We start from the raw sequence: 22,014 nt of genomic DNA on the forward strand, positions 1-22,014 counted from the left end.
CAAAGAGGAATAATCTATGCGTACGTTCAGTGGCAAACGTAGTGCGCTGGCGCTGGCTATCGCCGGTGTGACAGCAATGTCAGGCCTGGTGATTGCGCCAGAGGCTAAGGCAGCAGGTTTCATCGAAGATTCTACCCTCACGGGCGGTATTTATTACTGGCAGCGTGAACGTGACCGTAAAGACGTTACCGAAGACAAATACAAAACCAACCTTTCTCACTCTACCTGGAACGCCAACCTCGACTTCCAGTCAGGCTATGCCGCCGATATGTTCGGCCTGGATATTGCCGCATTCACGGCAATCGAAATGGCGGAAAATGGCGACAGCGGACACCCGAACGAAATTGCCTTCTCGTCCAGCAATAAGGCCTATAAAGAAGACTGGTCCGGCGATAAAAGCGGTATCAGCCTGTATAAAGCCGCTGCAAAATTCAAATATGGTCCAGTCTGGGCGCGCGGCGGATATATTCAGCCAACTGGCCAAACCCTGTTAGCGCCACACTGGAGTTTTATGCCTGGTACTTACCAGGGCGCTGAAGCCGGCGCTAACTTTGACTACGGTGATGCGGGTGCGTTGAGTTTCTCCTATATGTGGACCAACGAATACAAAGCCCCGTGGCATATCGAAATGGATAAGTTTTACCAGAACGATAAAAAGACCAAAGTGGATTACCTCCACTCGCTGGGTGCGAAGTACGATTTTAAAAACGACCTTGTGTTAGAAGCCGCCTTTGGTCAGGCTGAAGGTTATATCGATCAGTATTTTGCCAAAGCCAGCTACAAGTTTGATATCGCAGGGAGTCCGTTGAGTACCAGTTACCAGTTCTACGGCACGCGAGACAAAGTCAGCGATGGTGGCGTCAACGATATTTATGACGGCACGGCCTGGCTGCAGGCGCTGACCTTAGGCTACAAAGTGGGGCAGGTGGATTTGCGTCTGGAAGGGACATGGGTGAAGGCGGAAGGGCAGCAGGGCTACTTCCTGCAGCGTATGACCCCGACTTACGCATCTTCCAACGGTCGTCTGGATATCTGGTGGGATAACCGCTCTGACTTCAACGCCGACGGCGAAAAAGCGGTCTTCTTCGGCGCAATGTATGACCTGAAAAACTGGAACCTGCCGGGCTGGGCGGTGGGCGCCTCCTACGCGTATGCCTGGGACGCCAAACCGGGCGACATGGCCACACCGGATGCGTACTACGATCCGAACTACCGTCTGAAAGAGTCCTCTTACAGCCTGGATGCCATCTATACCGTGCAGGATGGACGTGCGAAAGGCACGATGTTCAAGCTGCACTTCACGCAGTATGACAACCACTCTGATATTCCAAGCTACGCGGGCGGTTACGACAACATCTTCCAGGATGAACGTGACGTGAAATTCATGGTTATCGCACCATTCACTATCTTCTGATGAACGCTCCGGCGGGTTCCGTCCCGCCGGAATGGAGACTGCACATGATGAAAAAAATGGTAATCGTCGCGTTGCTGGCCTCGGGGCTGGTGGCTTGCGCCCAGGACCCGGCACCGAAAGAAGATTCTCGCCTGAAGGAGGCTTACAGCGCCTGCATTAACACCGCTGAAGGCTCACCGGAGAAAATTGAAGCCTGCCAGAGCGTGCTGAATGTGCTGAAGAAAGAGAAGGCGCATGAGCAGTTTGCGACGCAGGAAAATGTTCGCGTGATGGACTATCAGGCCTGCATTCAGGCGCGTAAAACCGGTAACGATCAGGAAGTGGCGAAGCGTTGCGACCAGATCTGGAAGGAAATACGCAGTAACAACGGAAATTAATTAAGCGTGTTAAGGCCCGGTGGCGCTGTGCTTACCGGGCTTTTTTTCGCCGGGTGACAGGCAAAAAAAAGCCAACCTTGCGGCTGGCTCAGAGTATGAAAGTTCGACTTATTTGGCGTCGTGTGCGTGATCGTCTTCGCGGCAATCACCTTCAGCACAGTGACCATACAGATACAGGCTATGGTTGGTCAGGCGGATACCATGACGAGCAGCGATTTCACGCTGACGTGCTTCGATGGAATCATCGCTAAATTCAATGACCTTGCCACAATCCAGGCAGATCAGGTGATCGTGGTGCTGCTGCTGGGTCAGTTCGAATACAGATTTACCGCCTTCGAAATTATGACGGGTAACAATGCCCGCGTCATCAAACTGGTTCAGCACGCGATAGACGGTTGCCAGCCCAATCTCTTCACCCATGTCGATAAGACGCTTGTAAAGGTCTTCCGCACTGACATGGTGATTGTCTGGACCCTGAAGCACTTCAAGGATTTTTAACCGAGGAAGCGTAACTTTCAGGCCAGCCTTCTTTAATGCGGTATTGTTGTCAGTCATGCGGAATCTGTCCTGTTGCTAAACGATTCACTTCTGGAGGAAGTGACAGAAAATGCACCTGGAATAATGCGTCTCATTATAGAACTGCCATGGCTAAATGAAAACTGCAAGTCTCAGGCAAAGTATGCTTATAAAAACGTGGTATCACCGACAAACTTACTCAATGGCACCCCATTTTACCTGGGAGACATTGTACAGGTCTGGGCGAAAAAGTTAAAAGATTGTAGCGATTAATTTAATCGTTTGACCTGGTTCCTGGGCGCAACCGGGGTTGCGCCACAATAACAATCAGGCGTTAAGAATATCGTCCAGGTGCAGTTCTTCGCGGATCTGCTTCACCCACTTCTCAACGCGCTCTGCGGTCAGTTCTGGCTGACGGTCTTCGTCGATCGCCAGACCCACGAAGTGGTCGTCATCGGCCAGGCCTTTAGACGCTTCGAAGTGGTAACCGGCAGTCGGCCAGTGGCCTACGATAACTGCACCATTCGGTTCAATGATATCGCGGATAGTGCCCAGCGCGTCACAGAAGTACTCAGCGTAGTCTTCCTGATCGCCGCAGCCAAACAGGGCGACCAGCTTGCCGTTGAAGTCCACTTCTTCCAGCGTCGGGAAGAAATCATCCCAGTCACACTGGGCTTCACCGTAGTACCAGGTTGGGATACCCAGCAACAGGATGTCATAGCCTTCGAGATCTTCTTTGCTGCTCTTGGCGATGTCATGCACATCGGCAACGTCTTTACCGAGCTGTTTTTGAATGTTTTTTGCGATATTTTCGGTATTGCCGGTATCACTGCCGAAGAAAATGCCGATGATTGCCATGAGTAAAATAACCTCTTGAAACTTAATGGTATGGTGGCGCAATTTGTCCACGGATAAGGGCAATAATAGCAGAACTGGCAACCCCGCGGAAACAGCTATCGCGCAGGACTGCACTCTGTGCTACATGAAAAGGGTAAGAAAGGGGATTTTCAGACTTATGCCTGGCGGCGCAACGTCTCAAGCTGGGCGATCAACATCTCTTCAATGAGCTCGCTACGGCTGATATTACGCGCTTCGGCCAGTTCGTTAAGCGCATCGACGGCGTCGGCATTGAGCTTCAGTTCGACACGCTTAAGCCCACGATTTTTATCGCGTTTAAGCTGGTTGCGTTTATTAATACGCAGCTGTTCATCGCGCGAAAGCGGATTCGTTTTCGGTCGTCCCGGTCGACGCTCATTCGCGAACAGATCTAGTGTCGTACGGTCCGTTTGTTCTTTGGCCATGATTCTGAGACTTCGGGGGAAACAAGCCGCCCTGCTATTGCCCGGGCGATGAGCGCGCCATCATACATCACCAAAAACGGCACGCCAACGACTGGAAGCCCGCAACCTTCCAGTCGCTCTCTTTTTAATCAATTCGCAGTATCAGAGAGATAGCGTCGGATGGCGCGTAACACGGCGTCAGGTTTTTCCGCGTGAACCCAGTGTCCGGCACCGGCGATGACATGGGCACGGGCCTGCGGGAATTGCGCCAGCAACGTGTCGCGGTAGGCGTCGGTGACATAAGGGGAGTTACCGCCGCGAATAAAGAGGGTAGGGTGTTGCCAGGCGGGCACCGTATCCCAGCCGACGATGTTGTTGTACTGCGCCCAGAGTACCGGCACGTTGAAACGCCACTGGCCGTCGACAAACGACTTCAGAAGAAACTGAATAACGCCTTCTTCATTAAGATGTTCGCGCATGACGGCTGTGGCCTGTTGGCGGGTTGAAACCCCAGCCTCTGTCACCGCATTGATGGCAGCAAAAATGTCGTCATGACGGCGCACGTCGTAATCCACCGGGGCAACGTCGATCACGACCAGACCGTTGATTCTGTCCGGTGCCAGCGCCGTCAGGGCCATTACCGCCTTGCCGCCCATAGAATGCCCGATGAGCGTCACCTTCTGAAGATGGTTGGCATCAAGCGTATCGAGCAGATCCTGGGCCATTGCCGCGTAGGTCATCTCCTCTGAACGCCCGGAAAGACCGTGATTTCGCATATCGACCTGCAGAATATCGTGATCGGTAACCAGATCGCGCGCCAGCACCCCCAGGTTATCCAGGCTGCCAAAAAGCCCGTGAACCAGTACGATGGGAGAATTATTGTTCGGCGATTGTGCAGTTTGCGCTCGGGTATTCAATTTCATGGCAAAGTTCTTTTTTTACGTATGTCAGGTTAGGGTATCATGTTGACCATTCTGCCGCCCGGCTGCAAGGTTCCAGTTTAATCTGACTTTTGCCGCCAACCTGGTTTGACGCTATCCGCTGTTGGAATTTAACTTTATAATCCCAACGACTTGTATTCAGATAAGATATCGCACTGGATTAAGATGAAAACAATCGAAGTTGATGACGAACTCTATCAGTATATTGCCAGCCAGACGCGGCATATCGGGGAGAGTGCGTCCGACATTTTACGGCGCATGCTTAAAATTTCCGCCGCCTCACAGCCTGCTACCCCAGTCACTAAAGATGTCGTGTCTCAACAAAACGTTGTTGCACAAGCAAAACCTGCCGTCGCGCAAGTGAAAGACAAAGTACGTGCGATGCGCGAGTTGCTGCTCTCTGATGAGTACGCCGAGCAGAAAAAAGCGGTTAACCGCTTCATGCTGGTGCTGTCTACACTCTATTCACTGGATAACAAAGCGTTTGCTGAAGCGACCGAGTCGCTGCACGGTCGTACCCGCGTCTATTTCGCAGGCGACGAGCAAACGCTGCTGCAAAATGGCAACCAAACCAAACCTAAACATGTCCCGGGCACACCGTACTGGGTCATCACCAATACCAATACGGGCCGCAAGTGCAGCATGGTTGAACACATCATGCAGTCCATGCAGTTCCCGGCGGAATTGATTGAAAAGGTTTGCGGTACAATTTAACCCTTGCATCAGAAGGACCCGGTAATGGCAAATCACAGCCGTGCAGGCCAACCTGCACAACAAAGCGATTTGATTAACGTCGCTCAGCTGACCGCGCAGTATTACGTGCTGAAACCGGTCGTGGGCAACGCAGAACACGCAGTGAAGTTTGGTACATCTGGCCACCGCGGTAGCGCGGCGCGCCATAGCTTTAACGAACCGCACATTCTGGCTATTGCTCAGGCCATCGCGGAAGAGCGCGCTAAAAACGGCGTTACCGGTCCGTGCTATGTGGGAAAAGATACCCATGCTCTGTCTGAACCGGCGTTCATTTCCGTGCTGGAAGTGCTGACGGCGAATGGCGTTGACGTCATTGTTCAGGAAAATAACGGCTTCACGCCGACCCCTGCGGTCTCTAACGCGATCCTTGTCCACAACAAAAAAGGCGGCGCGCTGGCTGACGGGATTGTGATCACTCCATCACACAACCCGCCGGAAGACGGTGGGATCAAATACAACCCGCCTAACGGTGGACCGGCAGACACGAACGTCACGAAAGTGGTTGAAGATCGTGCCAATGCGCTGCTGGCGGATGGCCTGAATGGGGTGAAACGCCTCTCTCTGGATGCGGCCATGGCATCCGGCCATGTGAAAGAGCAGGATCTGGTACAGCCATTTGTGGAAGGTCTGGCGGATATCGTCGATATGGCGGCCATCCAGAAAGCCGGTCTGAAGCTGGGCGTTGACCCTCTCGGCGGCTCCGGTATCGAATACTGGAAACGCATCGCAGAGCATTACAAGCTGAACCTGACCATCGTTAACGATCATGTTGATCAGACCTTCCGCTTTATGCACCTGGATAAAGACGGCGCAATCCGTATGGACTGCTCTTCCGAGTGCGCGATGGCGGGCCTGCTGGCGCTGCGTGATAAATTCGACCTGGCGTTTGCCAACGACCCGGATTATGACCGCCACGGTATTGTCACCCCGGCAGGGCTGATGAACCCGAACCATTATCTTGCGGTTGCCATCAACTACCTGTTCCAGCATCGTCCGCAGTGGGGCAAAGAGGTGGCTGTAGGTAAAACGCTGGTCTCCTCGGCGATGATTGACCGCGTGGTTGAGGCGTTGGGCCGTAAGCTGGTGGAAGTACCGGTAGGCTTCAAATGGTTTGTTGACGGTCTGCACGACGGCAGCTTCGGTTTTGGCGGTGAAGAGAGCGCGGGCGCATCCTTCCTGCGTTTCGACGGCACGCCATGGTCTACCGATAAAGACGGGATCATCATGTGCCTGCTGGCAGCGGAAATCACCGCTGTCACCGGTAAAAATCCGCAGGAACACTATAACGAGCTGGCGGCACGCTTTGGCGCGCCAAGCTATAACCGTATTCAGGCTGGCGCGACCTCCGCGCAGAAAGCGGCGCTGTCTAAACTCTCTCCGGAGATGGTCAGTGCCAGCACGCTGGCCGGTGACCCTATCACCGCCCGTCTGACGGCTGCCCCGGGTAACGGTGCCTCTATCGGTGGTCTGAAAGTGATGACCGAAAACGGCTGGTTTGCCGCGCGTCCATCCGGTACGGAAGATGCATACAAAATCTATTGTGAGAGCTTCCTCGGCGACGAACACCGTAAGCTGATTGAGAAAGAAGCGGTAGAGATTGTCAGCGAAGTGCTGAAAAACGCGTAAATCGCGGTGGGCTGATGCCCTCACGATGCAATCAAAACGGCAACCCCAGGGTTGCCGTTTTGCTTTTGCATTAACTGTGTTTATTTTTCAATTCAAACCGCGGTGATACCAGACCGTACAGCGTCCAGCCCATAAAGGTCACCATCGCACCATACAGCATGGCTTCCTGGCCGGAAGAGTAGAGCGCATAGAAGCTGTAAATTGCCCCAATCAGCGCCACAATATTCGCCACCCTCGCTTTGCCTGCGTCCACCTTCGCCACCTTCTGAATGATGACCAGCGCCGCCATCGACAGAATATACGGAATGATATTGGTCACTACCGCCAGGTTGACCAGCACGTTGAACTGGCTGTTCAGCGACGGGCTGATGGTCATCAAAGATAACCCACTCTGGAAGATAACAATCGCCAGCATGCCCTGAACCGGTGCCTCTGCTTTGCTGACCCGGGAGAAGATTTTCGGGAAATACCCTTCGTCAGCGGATGATTTAAAGACCTGAGCAATGGTGAACTGCCAGCCGAGGAGCGAGCCGCAGCAGGACATCACCATCAGCCCCATGATCACTTTCCCGACACCCGGCGTAAACATCTGCGCAAAGGCCAGACCGAACGGTGCCGTGGAACTGGCAAGATCCATGTTCGGTACAATCCCTGCAATCACGTTGGTTGAGACAATGTAAATGGCAGCAGCGCCCAGCGTACCGCCAAGCACGGCAATCGGTACGTTCTTCTCCGGGTTTTCCACCACTTCGGCGTTAGCACACGCAGATTCCAGCCCCAGGAAGGCCCACAGCGTCATGGCGATGGAAGAGCCCACTGCGGTGAAGAACGGAACATGGTGTGGGTTCCAGGAGTTGACGTACAGCGTGGGGCTAAACCAGAACCAGCCGATGATGCACAGCCCAACCACCGGGATAATGACCCCCCAGACGGTAATACTGCTGATCTGTCCGGTAATACGCGCGCCGCCAAAGTTAGCCACGGTGCAGATCCACAGCACGCCGATGGTGGCCAGCCCGATTTGCACCGGGGTCAGCGCCACACCGAATAGCTCCGTACCGTAACCCACGGCGGAAATGGCAATCGCCACGTTAGCGATCAGCAAAGAGACGCCGTAGGTGTAGTTGGCCATGAAGTTACCGGATTTGCCAAAGGCATATTCGGCGTAGCCGCCCATCCCGCCGGGCTTGCGGCTGAACATTCCGCACTTGGCGAATGCCCAGGCCAGTGCCATTGACCCCACTGCGGTCACCATCCAGGAGATAATCGAAATGGTTCCTACTTCCGCAAGCTTGGTGGGCAGCATGATGATCCCGGACCCCATCATGTTTACCATGGTGAGAATGGTCAGCTGCACCACGCCCATTTTATTGGACTTGCTCATAATTTTTCTCCTTTCAGCAGCGATGGCTGAGCGGCAGCGTGTTTGATGACGTTACAACGAACCTGCTTACGACCGTCACACTCCTCAACGTAAACGCCCTGCAGTTCCGGCGCGAAGCCCGGTAAAAGGTTGATACCCTCTTCCAGCGCAGCAAAGTAGCGCAGCACGGAACCGCCCCAGACTTCACCCGGCACAACGCACAATACCCCCGGTGGATAAGGAAGGGCGCCTTCGGCGGCAATGCGACCTTCCGCATCGCGCAGTGAGACCAGCTCGACCTCACCCCGCAGGTAGGCATAGTTCGCCTCTTGCGGGTTCATCATGACGCGCGGGAAGTGAGACTTGCGGAACATCTCTTTTTGCAGCTGCTTCACGTTGTGGCGGGCGTACAGCTCATGCATTTCCTGGCAAATCTGGCGCAGGGTGTAATCTGCATAGCGCTCCGGATACTGTTTACAGACAGAAGGCAGCACCTCTTTTAGAGGGGCATCCGTCTCGAGCAGTTTTTCGAAGCGCACCAGTTGCGCGACCAGTTGCTGCAGTTTGCCCATATCCTCGGCAGGCGTGAGCAGGAACAGGATGGAGTTGAGATCGCATTTTTCCGGCACGATGCCGTTTTCACGCAGGAAGTTGGCGAGAATAGTGGCGGGGACGCCGAAATCCTCGTACTCACCGGTCCGGGCGTTAATACCCGGCGTGGTCAGCAGCAGTTTGCACGGATCGATAAAATACTGATGTTCGGCATAGCCTTCGAAGGCGTGCCAGTGTTCACCGGGCACGAAGTGGAAGAAGCGCAGGTCCGTAGCAATCTCAGCGGTGTCCCAGCTTTCCCACGGACGGCCATCAACCAGTTCCGGCACGAACGGGCGAAGATACTGGCAGTTCTGCAGGATCAGCTTACGGGCTTCGATACCGGTCACCACGCAGTCCATCCACATGTTGCGACCGCTCTGTCCCTCATGCATGCGGGCGTTGATGTCCAGTGCAGCAAACAGCGGATAGAACGGGCTGGTGGACGCGTGCATCATGAAGGCATTATTCAGCCGCTTATGCGGAACATAGCGCTGCTGGCCTTTGATGTGGCTGTCCTTCTTGTGGATTTGCGAGGTCTGCGAGAAACCGGCCTGCTGTTTATGGACTGACTGGGTGACCAGAATCCCCGGATCGTTTTCATTCAGTTCCAGCAGCAGCGGAGAGCAATCGGCCATCATCGGAATAAACTGCTCGTAACCCACCCAGGCAGAGTCGAACAGGATGTAGTCGCACAGATGGCCGATGTTATCCACGACCTGGCGAGCGTTATAGATGGTGCCATCGTAGGTACCCAGCTGGATCACCGCCAGGCGGAACGGACGCGCGTCGCGGGCACGGCCCGGCGCCACTTCGGACACCAGCTCACGCAGATAATTCTCCTCGAAGCAGTGGGCGTCGATGCCGCCAATAAAGCCGTACGGGTTACGTGCGGTTTCCAGATAGACCGGCGTTGCGCCCGCCTGAAGAAGTGCTCCGTGGTGGTTGGATTTATGGTTGTTGCGATCGAACAGGACCAGGTCGCCCGGAGTGAGAAGGGCGTTGAGCACCACTTTGTTGGACGATGAGGTTCCGTTCAGCACGAAGTAGGTTTTATCGGCATTAAAGACTTTGGCCGCATGTTGCTGCGCAATGCAGGGTGCCCCTTCGTGGATCAGCAGATCGCCCATCGCCACGTCGGCGTTGCACAGGTCTGAGCGGAAAAGGGTTTCGCCAAAGAAATCGACAAACTGATTGCCGGCAGGGTGACGGCGGAAGAATTGCCCGCCCTGGTGACCCGGACAGTCGAAGGCGCTGTTACCCTGTTTGACATAGTCGACCAGAGCCCGGAAAAACGGCGGACGCAGTTGGGTTTCATACTTCTGCGCGGCCGCTTCCAGTTGGCGTCCGTGGAAGTCGTTGCTGGTGTCTGATGCTTCGAATACGCCGTGGATCCGCGATAAATACTCTGCCGGGATAATTTCTTCTTTATGCGTCGCGACAAAAACAGGAATGCCAAATCCGGTTGCTTCTATTTCTTCTATACGACCAGTGAAAATATCGCTGACGGCCAGAACAATGGCGGCAACATCAATATAATCCGTGGCGTTGATATCCACCAGTTCACGGTGAGTGGTAAAGCAATCAGGGCAGGCGCGGCTGGCTGCAATTTTTAAACTTTTCATCTTTCTCTCTTTATTTTAGGTAATAACAGTCCCTCGATTTCTTGCAGAAAAGAAATCGATAATATGCCGGAAAACAGCAAACGGAGGCCGCTGATTAAAAAATCAGTAATGCGTTTTTTTGCTGAATAGAATTCAGTCCGCCCGGTCGCGGATGAGCCTGAATTAAGATGAATGAGCGCACGGGTTCACAGGCAAAGGCCTGTAAAATAGGGTGTTTCAGGATAACCTGTAAGCGGGTGCGCCAGAAGTCGAAGGACTACCGGGCATTAAAGATATGAAAGTCAAAACAGTTTCGGTGGGCAAACATCATGATATGAGTTGTCCGCCTTATATGGGGCATTAAACGATTATTGTTTTCCATGTTTCATTTCCTTTCAGTAATTGAAAGCATGGACATTTTATCCTGGAAAAAGCGATTAACTGTGAAACAGATCACCGTTAACCGATCAAATCAGAAATAAATATTCGCTTTTGATGAATATCGCAGATCAAAATGCTGATATGTTGATGTTGCGTTAACGAATTGTGTTATGAATGTGCTGAATGGACATAAATACACCAAAAAATAACCCGGAGATTATTTTCGCGCGTATTTTATAGGGGGGTGGGTGTTTATTTAAAAATAAACTGAATAGTTATTCAAAGCATGAACCGATAACCGATACCGGTTTCAGTTAATAAATGACGAGGACGCGCGGGGTCAACTTCCAGTTTTTGTCGAAGGTGTCCCATATATATGCGTAAATAGTGACTATGTTCCACGGCGTTTGGTCCCCACACCTGACTCAACAGCTGGCGCTGGGTGAGTACCTTACCGTGATTATTGAGCAAAACGGCGAGTAGCCGAAACTCGATGGGGGTGAGATGGATTTCCTCTTCACCGCGAACAATGCGCCGTGCTGCCAGATCAACCCGAATATCACCAAACGTGTATGTTGGGTCGGCAGGGGTGGTGGCGCTGTGACGACGCAGCGCGACACGAAGGCGAGCCTGCAGTTCGCCAATACCAAAAGGCTTAATCAGATAGTCATCCGCTCCGGCATCCAGCGCCGCGATTTTATCCGACTCTTCGGTACGGGCTGACAGCACCAGAATGGGCATCTGACTCCACTGTCGAACCTCACGAATAAAATCGATGCCGTCGCCATCCGGCAGGCCGAGATCGAGGATCACCAGATCAGGTTTGCGCGTGGCCGCTTCAATCAAACCCCGCTGGAGCGTGCCGGCGTCATGAACGCGCAGGCCATCGCCTTCCAGCGCAGCACGCAGAAACCGGCTAATGGCGATCTCATCTTCAACAATCAGAACGTTGATCACAAATCCTCTGGTAATTCATTAAGTTCTGGCGGGGCTTCCAGAGGAAGTTTAACACAAAAACGTGCGCCGCCTTCCGGGCGATTCTCCGCCGAAATGGTACCGCCATGAACGTCAATAATCGCCTGGCAAATCGCCAGACCCAGACCCACGCCGGGAATGGCCGACTCTTTATTACCGCGGGCAAATTTCTCGAAAATAGCGAACTCCTGTCCGGCAGGGATACCCGGCCCGGTATCCCAGACGTCAAGCCGTAGCGTGTGATCTTCCACCGTGGCATCCACCCCAATCCGGGCGTTTGCTCCTGCGTATTTGCCGGCATTTTCCAGCAGATTGATCAGCACGCGTTCAAACAGCGGGCCATCAACGTGAATTAACGTCAGCGGTTCGGGCATGTTCAGCGCAATATGGCGTCCACCGAGGCCTGACTCCAGCATTTTCAGGGCGCTACCCACCACCTCTTCGAGCGTGAGCCACTCTTTTTTGAGGTTAAATCCGCCCGACTGAATACGCGCCATATCAAGCAGATTATTTACCAGGCGTGTGGTGTTCAGCACATGCTGGCGGATCTCGCTGGCCTGCAACGCATGTTTCGAGCCTTCCGCTGCCAAATCCAGCGTCAAAATTTCTGACTGGCCAAACAGCACGGTGAGTGGGGTGCGAAGGTCGTGGGAGAGGGCGGCCAGCAATGAGTTACGAATGCTCTCGCGCTCGCTTGCCAGACGGGCCTGTTCTTCGCTGGCGGTAAGCGCCAGCCGTTCCAGCGCGCTTGCCACCAGCAGGGTAAATGTCTCCAGCAATCGCTGCTGTTCGGGGATCATCAACTGGCGCAGATTCGAAGGTTCAACGATCACCAGTCCCTGATTTTTATCGGCACTGCGCAGCGGCAGAATTTGATACGGTACGCCGGGCAGGGTGTCCGTCCCTGCACCCGCAGGAAGTCCTTTATCAAAGCTCCAGCGCGCAATGGCTTCATCCCAGGGCGTCATACCTGAGGCCGAGGTCAGCGGGCGCAGTTTCCCGTGTTCGTCCGGGAGTAAAATCAGGTTGCTGGCGTGAAAGGTCGAGCGGATAAACTGCTCGCTGGTCTGCACAATATCCAGCGGTGTACGGCCAACCGCCAGCGATTTAGACATCTCATAGAGATGCCGTGTGCGCTGTTCGCGGTAGCGGGCGATACGGGCCTGATAGCGTACGCCCGCCGTCAGATTACCGATCACCAGCCCAACGGTGAGCATCACGGCAAAGGTGAGAATGTACTGCACATCCGAAACGGCGAGCGTTCCGCGGGGCGCGATAAAGAACAGATCGAAGCTGATGACGTTGATGAACGTCGCCAGTACTGAGGGCCAGCGCCCGTAAAAGAGCGCCACCACGACCACGCCGAGCAGGTAGATCATCACCAGATTGGCCGCATCGAAGGCAATCAGCCAGTGGCTGGCAATCACGGTGATCAGCGCGCAGAGCACGACGGCAACAAGACAGCCGCGGATCTGAATTCGCCATTTATCATTAAAAGTGCGGCTGTCCGGTGCGCGGTTGGGTAAAGGGGTGGGTTTGTCATCCAGTGCGACAATCACCAGATCGAGGTCGGGAGCACGCCGGGCCAGTTTGTCAGCAAAGGATTCGCGGCTAAACCAGCGACGATGCTGACGACGGCCAATGACAATTTTCCCAAGGTTGTGCTCACGCGCGTAGCGCAGAATGGCTTTATCTTCCTGGGGATCGGAGAGGGTGGCGGTTTCTGCGCCCAGCTCCTGTGCCAGACGCAGCGAACTTAAGATCGCGCGGCGCTGGTTTTCAGGCAGCGCGTGAAGCTGCGGCGTCTCGACATAGACCGCATGCCAGACGCTGCCAAACTTGGCCGCCAGGCGCGCTGCGGTGCGGACGAGCTTTTCATTGCCGCTGCCGTGACCCACACACAGCAGAATGGCATCCCGCGTATGCCAGACGCGCTCCTGCCCTTGCAGGTCACGCCAGGCGCGCATCTGATCGTCCACGCGATCCGCCGTGCGACGCAGGGCCAGCTCGCGCAGGGCTATCAGGTTGCCTTTGCGAAAGAAATGTTCGATGGCGCGTTCGGCCTGACCTGCAATATAGACTTTTCCTTCATGCAGTCGCTGGCGCAGATCGTCTGGAGGCAAATCGACCAGCACCACTTCGTCCGCAGAGTCGAAAAAGGGATCGGGTACGGTTTCGCGAACCTGAATCCCGGTCACGCCGCTGACCACGTCGTTCAGGCTTTCGAGATGCTGAACATTTACCGTGGTGAAAACATCAATGCCTGCTTCAAGCAGCTCTTCAACGTCCTGCCAGCGTTTGGGGTGGCGCGAGCCTGAAGCATTACTGTGTGCCAGTTCGTCCATCAGGATAAGCGCGGGCCTGCGGGCGAGGGCGGCGTCGAGATCGAACTCCGTGACCAGACGCCCACGATGGCTGATACGGCGAGGCGGCTGTGTCGCCAGCCCCTTCAACAGTGCTGCCGTCTCTTTCCGGCCGTGGGTTTCCACCACGCCGATAAGAATATCGAGCCCCTGCGCCCGAAGCCGCTGGGCTTCTGTCAGCATGGCGAAGGTTTTCCCGACGCCAGCACAGGCGCCGAAGAAGATTTTCAGTTTGCCGCGATGGGCTTCAGCCGTCTGTTCAAGCAGCCTGTCCGGATCCGGGCGCATGGGCTCGTCGGTCATTTAGTTTTTCCTTAGCGCGTCCAGCGCCAGATTCAGCTCAACAATATTCACCACGGGCATGCCGATGAAGCTGACCAGCGGTTTTTGCGTATGCTCTGCGACCAGCTTGCTCACCTGTTCCACCGTCAGCTGACGGGTCGCCGCGACGCGGGGGATCTGCCATGCCACCGCCTTCGGCGTCAGGCTGTAGTCCAGCCCGCTTGCAGAGGCCGTCACCAGCTCCACAGGCACCTCCCGGCTGGCCTGTGGATTTGCGGCGCGCAGGGCGGCTACACGTTCGGCAATGGCTTTATCCAGCTCCGGGTTGCTGCCGGCCAGGTTACTGCCACCGGATGCCATCGGATTATACGGGCTTTCGGCAGTGGCGGAAGGGCGTCCCTGGAAGTAACGGGCGTCGGTAAAATTCTGTCCAATCAGACGCGAACCGCGGTTTTCACCGTTTTGCATGATCAGCGAGCCGTTGGCCTGATCCTTAAACCACCACTGGCCCAGCGCGGTGGTCACCAGCGGGTAAAGCCCGCCGGTAATAAGCGACAACAGAATAAACAGAAGTATAGCGGGACGTAACATCGTCATTTGATTCACCTTTTAAACCAGCCCAAACAGCGTCAACAGCAGGTCGATAACCTTGATACCGATGAAGGGGACAATCAGCCCACCCAGCCCGTAAATCCACAGGTTGCGGCGCAGCATGGCGGCCGCGGTCAGCGGTTTATAGCTCACCCCTTTGAGCGCCAGTGGGATCAGGAAGACAATAATCAGGGCGTTAAAAATAACCGCACTGAGAATGGCTGATGCTGGCGAGTGCAGATGCATCACGTTCAGCGCATTAAGCTGCGGATAGGTGGCCGCAAACGCCGCGGGAATGATGGCAAAGTATTTTGCGACGTCGTTGGCGATACTGAACGTTGTCAGTGAACCGCGCGTCATCAGCATCTGCTTACCGATGTGCACAACTTCAATCAGCTTGGTCGGGTTCGAGTCGAGGTCGACCATGTTGCCCGCCTCTTTCGCCGCCTGGGTACCGGAGTTCATGGCCACCGCCACGTCGGCCTGCGCAAGGGCAGGGGCATCGTTGGTGCCATCACCCGTCATCGCCACCAGGCGACCTTCCGCCTGATACTGCCGAATTAATGCCAGCTTGGCTTCAGGCGTTGCCTCCGAGAGAAAATCATCCACGCCCGCTTCGGCAGCAATCGCGGCGGCGGTCAGACGGTTGTCCCCGGTGATCATCACCGTTTTGATCCCCATTTTCCGCAGCTGGGCAAAGCGCTCTTTGATCCCGCCTTTTACGATATCCTTCAGCGAAATCACCCCCAGCACATGTGCCCCTTCAGCCACCACCAGCGGCGTCGCGCCCTGACGTGCCACGCTCTCGACCAGGTTGTCCACTTCTGGTGGGAAATGACCATTATTGGCTTCAATGTGGCGACGAATTGCGTCGACGGAGCCTTTACGGATCATGCGGTCCTGAATGTTGATGCCGCTCATTCGGGTTTGTGCCGTGAAGGGAACGAAAGTCGCATGGAGACTCTGAACGTCGCGCTGGCGCAGGTTAAAGCGCTGCTTAGCGAGGATCACGATACTGCGGCCTTCCGGCGTTTCATCGGCGAGCGAAGAGAGTTGCGCCGCATCCGCCAGCGTTTTTTCATCCACGCCGGGGGCAGGTAAGAACTCTGACGCCTGGCGGTTACCGAGGGTAATTGTCCCGGTTTTATCCAGCAGCAGAACGTCCACATCCCCTGCGGCCTCGACCGCACGTCCGCTGGTCGCGATGACGTTCGCGCCCAGCATTCGGCTCATACCGGCCACGCCGATGGCCGACAGCAGCCCCCCGATGGTGGTCGGGATCAGGCAGACCAGCAGCGCCACCAGGACGGTAGTGGTGACCGCGGTACCGCCGTAAGCGGAGAATGGCCACAACGTGGCGGTTGCCAGCAGAAAGACAATCGTCAGCGCCACCAGCAGGATGGTCAGGGCAATTTCGTTTGGTGTTTTACGACGCTGCGCGCCTTCCACCATGGCAATCATACGGTCAAGGAAGGTTTCACCCGGGTTGACGCTACACTGGATCACCAGCCAGTCGGAGAGAATGCGTGTCCCGCCCGTTACGGAGGCGAAATCACCCCCGGATTCACGTATGACGGGAGCGGATTCCCCGGTGATGGCACTTTCATCTACCGACGCGCCGCCTTCGATGACTTCACCGTCGCAGGGGATAATGTCCCCGGCTTCGACCAGCACCACGTCACCTTTACGCAGTTCATCTGCCGGGACATGGTCCATCTGGGCACCGTATTTCGGTTCGCGTAATTTGCGCGCAAAAGCGGTCTTTTTCACCCCTTTGAGGCTATTGGCCTGCGCTTTGCTGCGGCCTTCCGCCAGCGCTTCCGCAAAGTTGGCAAACAGTACGGTGAACCACAGCCACAGGCTGATAGCGCCGGTGAACATCGCATTCCCCTGCAGATGACCCGTTCCCATGGCAATCGCCAGCGCGGTGGTGAGTAAACTCCCTATCCAGACGATAAACATCACCGGGTTGTGCCACTGCACGCGCGGGCTCAACTTTTTCACCGCATCCATGAGGGCCTGTCGAACTAACGACGGTTCGAACAGGGCCATTTGTTTACGACTCATGACAAATTCTCCGCAAAATCAGCGTAAAGAGAGGTATTCCGCGACCGGGCCTAACGCGAGGGCGGGGATAAAGGTCAGGGCGCCGACCAGCAGCACGGTACCGGCCAGCAGTCCGATAAACAGCGCGCCGTGGGTCGGCAACGTCCCGCTGGTGGTCGGTTGAATTTTTTTGCTCACCAGCGACCCGGCAATCGCCAGCACCGGCACAATGACCCCGAAACGGCCCACGAACATGCAGAACGCCAGCAGACAGTTCCAGAACGGTGAGTTAGCGCTTAAGCCTGCGAAGGCACTACCGTTATTGTTAGAAGCAGAAGAGACGGCATAAAGCACTTCGCTAAAGCCGTGGATGCCAGGGTTGAAGATGCCGCTGCGTCCGGCCTCCGTCATCAGTGCCAGTGCGGTACCAGCCAGCACGAGGGCGGGGGTGACCAGAATCGCCAGCGCGGTTAACTTCATCTCACGGACATCGATTTTTTTGCCCAGATATTCCGGGGTGCGACCAATCATCAGACCCGCAATGAACACCGCCAGCAGAACAAACAGCAGCATGCCGTAAAGACCCGAGCCTACGCCGCCGAATACCACTTCACCGATCTGCATCAGCCACATCGGGATCATGCCGCCCAGTGCCGTGAAGGAGTCGTGCATAGCATTGACCGCCCCGCAGGATGCCGCCGTCGTGACCACGGCATAAAGGCTGCTGGCGAGAATGCCAAAGCGGCTCTCTTTCCCTTCCATATTCATGGTGCCGTCAGCGCCCAGCGTCAGGAAATGCGGGTTACCTTGCCATTCGGCCCACATCACCAGCGCAACACAGACGACAAAGATTAGCGACATGGTCCAGAGCAGGGTGCGACCCTGACGACGATCGTTCACCACATCGCCAAAAGCAAAGCACAGCGCTGCGGGGATCAGGAAGATCGCCAGCATTTGCACTGCGTTGGTCAGTGCCGTTGGGTTTTCAAACGGATGCGATGAGTTGGCATTGAAGAAACCGCCACCATTCGTACCGAGCATCTTAATGGCTTCCTGTGAGGCCACAGGCCCCATCGGCAGAAGCTGTTTTGCCCCTTCAAGCGAGGTATAAGGGGCGTAAGGCAGCAGGTTTTGCAGCGTACCTTGCTGAATAAAGAACAGCGCGATGAGCAGAGCAATTGGAAGTAAGACCCACAGAGTAATGCGCATGAGATCAACCCAGGCATTGCCCAGCGTACCCATATTCTGACGTGCAAACGCACGCGTCAGCGCGAAGACAACCGCGATGCCGCTGGCTGCTGAGAGGAAATTTTGTACGGTTAATCCCACCATCTGGCTGAAGTAGCTCAGCGTGGTTTCGCCGGCGTAGGATTGCCAGTTGGTATTGGTGACAAAGCTGACGGCCGTATTCAGCGCAAGATGCCAGGACAGGCCCGGTAACTGTTGCGGGTTCAGCGGCAGGCTACCCTGCAACATCAGCATAACAAAGAGCGCGACCAGCCCAACGATATTCAGCAGCAGAATAGCGACCAGATACTGACGCCAGTTCATCTCCTGATCGCGTATTCCCAGTACGCGCCAGATCCCTTTTTCGATACTTCCCGTACCCGGTAAGGACACGTTGTTGATCAGCCGCGCGAGCCCCGTTCCCAGTGGTCTGGCAAGCACCAATAAGACCAGTAAAAAGCTGGCTATAAGTAAAAACGCCTGAGCAGCCATCAGAAGGCCTCCGCATTAATCAGGGCGTATACCAGATAACCCAATAACAGGAACACCAGCACGATGCCGGTAATCAGACCTGCACTCACAATCCACCTCCGAGTGACATTTGTATTTGTGTTAACGGTAGGATTTATGGCGCAAAGATTTCGCAAAAATCGGCAGGGTGGGTGTAAAAAAAGTATAAAAATGGAAAAGGCACAATTTAACTATTGGTAAGTAAATCGTTAACTTTTTTGTAACTTACTTACGGCGGAAATGTAAATATTCACTAAATGGATGAAAATAACTGGTCTGATGAGTAGTAAAATTACAAACAAAGCGGTATTATTTTAGCCAGATCACAGATTTCAAATTTTCCGGAGCATGTTTCCGGCCAACTATAGGGGAGAAAATATGGATCTTTATAAAGCGTATCCGGCTCATATCGTTTTCATGCGTCGCACTTTCGCCGTAGTGGCTGGCGTGCTGGCCCTGCCGGTGATGCTCTTCTGGAAAGACCGCGCACGTTTTTATAGCTATTTGCACCGCGTCTGGGCCAAAACCAGCGAGAAGCCGGTGTGGATGGATCAGGCCGAGAAAGCGACCTGCGATTTTTACTGATACGAAGACGACACACAGCAATAAAAAAAACCGCCTACAGCAATGTGGCGGTTTTTTTTATCCCTCAGGATCCGCGGTCCGTTGGGTCGTTTTTGGGCTCTCGTCAGAGCGTGTGTCCACCGACTTATCACCGGTGGTGAACGGTGGAGCGGTTAGCAGCAGGGGCCGCATGATGAAACGCTCTTTTTGCATTGCGTTCATTGTCGCCAGCGTACTCGTGGTAAGACGTGATGAACCGACACTGTTTATTGCTTTTACCATGATGGCGCAGGACACGTAGCGTTAAGGCCGCCCCGGGCGGCCTTTTTTATTTCATCGCGTCTACACTTCATGGCAAAGTAGATAAAAGCCAGCCGCATTTTCTCTTTAGTGGCATGGCCTTACGGACATAATGGATAATTGCCAGGAGTTTTATGCCCACCCATCTGGTTTGGTTTCGCGCGGACCTGCGCGTACATGACAATCTCGCCCTTGCGGCTGCCTGCCGCTCCCCGGAAGCCCGCGTGCTGGCGGTGTTTATCGCCACCCCCGGGCAGTGGCAGCAGCATGCTATGGCACCACGCCAGGCGGCTTACCTCAGCTCACATCTGAATGGCTTGCAGTGTTCGCTTGCCGAAAAAGGGATCCCGCTCATTTATAAAGAGGTCAGTGACTTCTCCGAGCAATGCCAGGCTGTGAAGGCAATCTGTGAGCAGTACGATGTCACCCACCTTTTTTACAACTATCAGTACGAATTCAATGAACGTCAGCGGGATCGTCAGCTGGAGAAAATCCTGCAGGATGTAGAGTGTCAGGGTTTTGATGACAGCGTCATGCTGCCGCCGGGCAGTGTCATGACCGGCAACCACGAGATGTATAAAGTCTTTACGCCGTTTAAAAATGCCTTCATTAAAAGACTGAAGGAGGCACTGCCGGAATGCGTGGCTGCACCCACCGTGAGGGGAGACGCCATAACGGAGATACCCGAGCGGGAGTTTGACTATCCGCAACAGGCGTTTGATGAGACTCTGTTCCCGGCTACCGAAAAAAACGCTATCGCGAAGCTGCGCCAGTTTTGTAAAGCGGGCGCACGCGATTACGACGCGCGCAGGGATTTTCCCGCGACAGAGGGCACCAGCCGTTTATCGGCCTGTCTGGCACTGGGCGTGCTCTCTCCGCGCCAGTGTCTGCATCGTCTTCTGGCGGAACAACCACAGGCACTGGACGGGGGCCCCGGCTCCGTCTGGCTTAACGAACTTATCTGGCGCGAATTTTATCGCCATTTGATGACGTATCACCCTGATTTATGTAAGCATCGTCCGTTTATACCCTGGACTGATAACGTAAACTGGCAACACAATGAGAGCCACTTACAGGCCTGGCAGAAAGGCGAAACGGGCTTCCCGATTGTTGATGCCGCGATGCGCCAGCTCAATGAAACCGGATGGATGCACAATCGGCTGCGAATGATTACCGCCAGCTTCCTGGTGAAGGATCTGCTTATCGACTGGCGTGTCGGGGAGCGGTATTTTATTTCTCAGCTGATCGATGGCGATCTGGCGGCGAATAACGGCGGCTGGCAGTGGGCGGCGTCCACTGGAACCGACGCCGCGCCCTATTTCCGTATTTTTAATCCTGCCACGCAGGGACAAAAATTTGATGCAGACGGCGAGTTTATCCGCCGCTGGTTGCCCGCGCTGAGCAATGTCCCTGCAAAAGCGATCCACGACCCGTGGGCATGGGCGGATAAACAGGGTGTGAAGCTCGATTATCCCCGTCCGATTGTTGACCATAAACAGGCGCGTGTCGCCACGCTGGCGGCGTACGAGGCCGCCCGCAAAGCTTAAGAGAGTGATGATGAAAAACAGCGAACTGGAAAGCCTGATTAACGAAAAACTGAACAGCGCCTCCTTCAGCGATTACGGCCCGAACGGCCTCCAGGTTGAAGGACGCGAAACGGTGCAGAAAATTGTCACTGGCGTGACGGCAAGCCAGGCGCTGCTGGACGAAGCCGTCCGTCAGGAAGCGGATGCCGTTATTGTCCATCACGGTTATTTCTGGAAAAACGAAGCACCGATCATTCGCGGTATGAAGCGAAACCGCCTGAAAACGCTGCTGGCAAATGATATCAACCTGTACGGTTACCATCTGCCGCTGGATGCGCACCCGGAGCTGGGCAATAACGTACAGCTCGCGCAGCTGCTGGGGATTACCGTCATGGGTGAAATTGAGCCGCTGGTGCCCTGGGGAGAGCTGGCCATGCCGGTGCCCGGCCTGGAGCTGGCCTCATGGATTGAAGCGCGTCTGGGACGCCGTCCGCTCTGGTGCGGTGACACCGGTCCGGACACGGTGAAACGGGTTGCCTGGTGTACTGGTGGTGGTCAGGGCTTTATTGACAGCGCGGCACGCTTTGGTGTCGACGCCTTCATCACTGGAGAAGTGTCCGAGCAGACCGTCCATTCGGCGCGTGAACAAGGTCTGCATTTTTACGCGGCAGGTCACCATGCCACCGAGCGTGGCGGAATTCGCGCCCTCAGTGAATGGCTGACCGAAAATACCGATCTGGATGTCACGTTTATTGATATCCCTAACCCGGCCTGATGAGAGGTA

Annotated in this window: 20 protein-coding genes; 7 read left to right on the top strand and 13 right to left on the bottom strand. The window is 55.0% G+C overall.

Annotated features, from left to right (window positions below):
* Window positions 1–16 precede the first annotated feature (16 nt).
* Both chiP and chiQ read left to right on the top strand, forming a co-directional pair.
* Window positions 17–1,414, top strand: coding sequence for a chitoporin ChiP (chiP, locus tag QMG44_RS02605; protein ID WP_281852991.1), 1,398 nt, complete (start codon window positions 17–19; stop codon window positions 1,412–1,414).
* 47 nt (window positions 1,415–1,461) lie between these two features.
* On the top strand, window positions 1,462–1,791 hold the full coding sequence (gene chiQ, locus QMG44_RS02610) for a ChiQ/YbfN family lipoprotein (protein ID WP_025204664.1): 330 nt from the start codon (window positions 1,462–1,464) through the stop codon (window positions 1,789–1,791).
* A gap of 108 nt (window positions 1,792–1,899) precedes the next feature.
* Here the strand turns inward: chiQ and fur are convergent, their stop codons facing one another.
* From fur to ybfF, 4 genes are all read right to left on the bottom strand, one after another.
* On the bottom strand, window positions 1,900–2,346 hold the full coding sequence (gene fur / locus QMG44_RS02615; RefSeq protein WP_014169146.1) for a ferric iron uptake transcriptional regulator: 447 nt from the start codon (window positions 2,344–2,346) through the stop codon (window positions 1,900–1,902).
* 288 nt (window positions 2,347–2,634) lie between these two features.
* Entirely contained in the window at window positions 2,635–3,165 is a 531-nt protein-coding gene (gene fldA, locus QMG44_RS02620) for a flavodoxin FldA (RefSeq protein WP_008501067.1), read from the bottom strand.
* Between the two features lie 155 nt (window positions 3,166–3,320).
* Window positions 3,321–3,608 carry a LexA regulated protein gene (gene ybfE / locus QMG44_RS02625; RefSeq protein ID WP_014169148.1) on the bottom strand — a complete coding sequence of 96 codons (288 nt, stop codon included), beginning with the start codon at window positions 3,606–3,608 and terminating at the stop codon, window positions 3,321–3,323.
* A 128-nt stretch (window positions 3,609–3,736) separates the two neighbouring features.
* Window positions 3,737–4,510 (bottom strand): esterase, encoded by a 774-nt coding sequence (gene ybfF / locus QMG44_RS02630; RefSeq protein ID WP_014169149.1) that lies wholly within the window; start codon window positions 4,508–4,510, stop codon window positions 3,737–3,739.
* A 183-nt stretch (window positions 4,511–4,693) separates the two neighbouring features.
* Here ybfF and seqA point away from each other — a divergent pair, with 183 nt between their 5' ends.
* Window positions 4,694–5,242, top strand: coding sequence for a replication initiation negative regulator SeqA (gene seqA / locus QMG44_RS02635; protein WP_020884977.1), 549 nt, complete (start codon window positions 4,694–4,696; stop codon window positions 5,240–5,242).
* A 24-nt stretch (window positions 5,243–5,266) separates the two neighbouring features.
* Window positions 5,267–6,907 carry a phosphoglucomutase (alpha-D-glucose-1,6-bisphosphate-dependent) gene (pgm, locus tag QMG44_RS02640; protein WP_041162495.1) on the top strand — a complete coding sequence of 547 codons (1,641 nt, stop codon included), beginning with the start codon at window positions 5,267–5,269 and terminating at the stop codon, window positions 6,905–6,907.
* 70 nt (window positions 6,908–6,977) lie between these two features.
* Here pgm and potE read toward each other — a convergent pair whose 3' ends face one another.
* The 9 genes from potE to kdpF form a co-directional block, all read right to left on the bottom strand.
* Window positions 6,978–8,291 carry a putrescine-ornithine antiporter gene (gene potE, locus QMG44_RS02645; RefSeq protein WP_014169152.1) on the bottom strand — a complete coding sequence of 438 codons (1,314 nt, stop codon included), beginning with the start codon at window positions 8,289–8,291 and terminating at the stop codon, window positions 6,978–6,980.
* Window positions 8,288–10,486, bottom strand: a complete 2,199-nt coding sequence (speF, locus tag QMG44_RS02650; protein ID WP_020884975.1) for an ornithine decarboxylase SpeF — start codon at window positions 10,484–10,486, stop codon at window positions 8,288–8,290. Before speF ends, potE begins: the two co-directional genes overlap by 4 nt.
* A 256-nt stretch (window positions 10,487–10,742) precedes the next feature.
* Complete coding sequence (gene speFL / locus QMG44_RS02655; RefSeq protein WP_106503839.1) at window positions 10,743–10,847, bottom strand: leader peptide SpeFL; 105 nt, start codon at window positions 10,845–10,847, stop codon at window positions 10,743–10,745.
* Window positions 10,848–11,125: 278 nt separating this feature from the next.
* Window positions 11,126–11,803 carry a two-component system response regulator KdpE gene (gene kdpE / locus QMG44_RS02660; RefSeq protein WP_014169154.1) on the bottom strand — a complete coding sequence of 226 codons (678 nt, stop codon included), beginning with the start codon at window positions 11,801–11,803 and terminating at the stop codon, window positions 11,126–11,128.
* A complete protein-coding gene (gene kdpD / locus QMG44_RS02665; RefSeq protein ID WP_086532791.1) occupies window positions 11,800–14,487 on the bottom strand; it encodes a two-component system sensor histidine kinase KdpD in 2,688 nt (895 codons plus the stop codon). The genes kdpE and kdpD overlap by 4 nt, the downstream gene beginning before the upstream one ends.
* Complete coding sequence (gene kdpC / locus QMG44_RS02670) at window positions 14,488–15,063, bottom strand: potassium-transporting ATPase subunit KdpC (RefSeq protein WP_086532790.1); 576 nt, start codon at window positions 15,061–15,063, stop codon at window positions 14,488–14,490. It abuts the gene before it with no gap.
* A gap of 12 nt (window positions 15,064–15,075) precedes the next feature.
* Window positions 15,076–17,124 (bottom strand): potassium-transporting ATPase subunit KdpB, encoded by a 2,049-nt coding sequence (gene kdpB, locus QMG44_RS02675; RefSeq protein ID WP_014169157.1) that lies wholly within the window; start codon window positions 17,122–17,124, stop codon window positions 15,076–15,078.
* An 18-nt stretch (window positions 17,125–17,142) separates the two neighbouring features.
* Complete coding sequence (kdpA, locus tag QMG44_RS02680; protein WP_086532789.1) at window positions 17,143–18,822, bottom strand: potassium-transporting ATPase subunit KdpA; 1,680 nt, start codon at window positions 18,820–18,822, stop codon at window positions 17,143–17,145.
* Window positions 18,822–18,911, bottom strand: coding sequence for a K(+)-transporting ATPase subunit F (kdpF, locus tag QMG44_RS02685; protein ID WP_015386886.1), 90 nt, complete (start codon window positions 18,909–18,911; stop codon window positions 18,822–18,824). The genes kdpA and kdpF overlap by 1 nt, the downstream gene beginning before the upstream one ends.
* A gap of 307 nt (window positions 18,912–19,218) precedes the next feature.
* Between kdpF and QMG44_RS02690 the strand changes: the two genes are divergently transcribed.
* The 3 genes from QMG44_RS02690 to QMG44_RS02700 all read left to right on the top strand — a co-directional run bounded on the left by QMG44_RS02690 (window position 19,219) and on the right by QMG44_RS02700 (window position 22,005).
* Window positions 19,219–19,425, top strand: coding sequence for a YbfA family protein (locus QMG44_RS02690; RefSeq protein WP_014883027.1), 207 nt, complete (start codon window positions 19,219–19,221; stop codon window positions 19,423–19,425).
* A 413-nt stretch (window positions 19,426–19,838) separates the two neighbouring features.
* A complete protein-coding gene (phrB, locus tag QMG44_RS02695; RefSeq protein WP_086532788.1) occupies window positions 19,839–21,251 on the top strand; it encodes a deoxyribodipyrimidine photo-lyase in 1,413 nt (470 codons plus the stop codon).
* Between the two features lie 10 nt (window positions 21,252–21,261).
* On the top strand, window positions 21,262–22,005 hold the full coding sequence (locus tag QMG44_RS02700) for a type 2 GTP cyclohydrolase I (RefSeq protein WP_086532787.1): 744 nt from the start codon (window positions 21,262–21,264) through the stop codon (window positions 22,003–22,005).
* The last annotated feature ends 9 nt before the right edge of the window (window positions 22,006–22,014 follow it).

The sequence above is a fragment of the Enterobacter sp. 200527-13 genome, from assembly GCF_027924865.1.
Classification (GTDB): domain Bacteria; phylum Pseudomonadota; class Gammaproteobacteria; order Enterobacterales; family Enterobacteriaceae; genus Enterobacter; species Enterobacter ludwigii.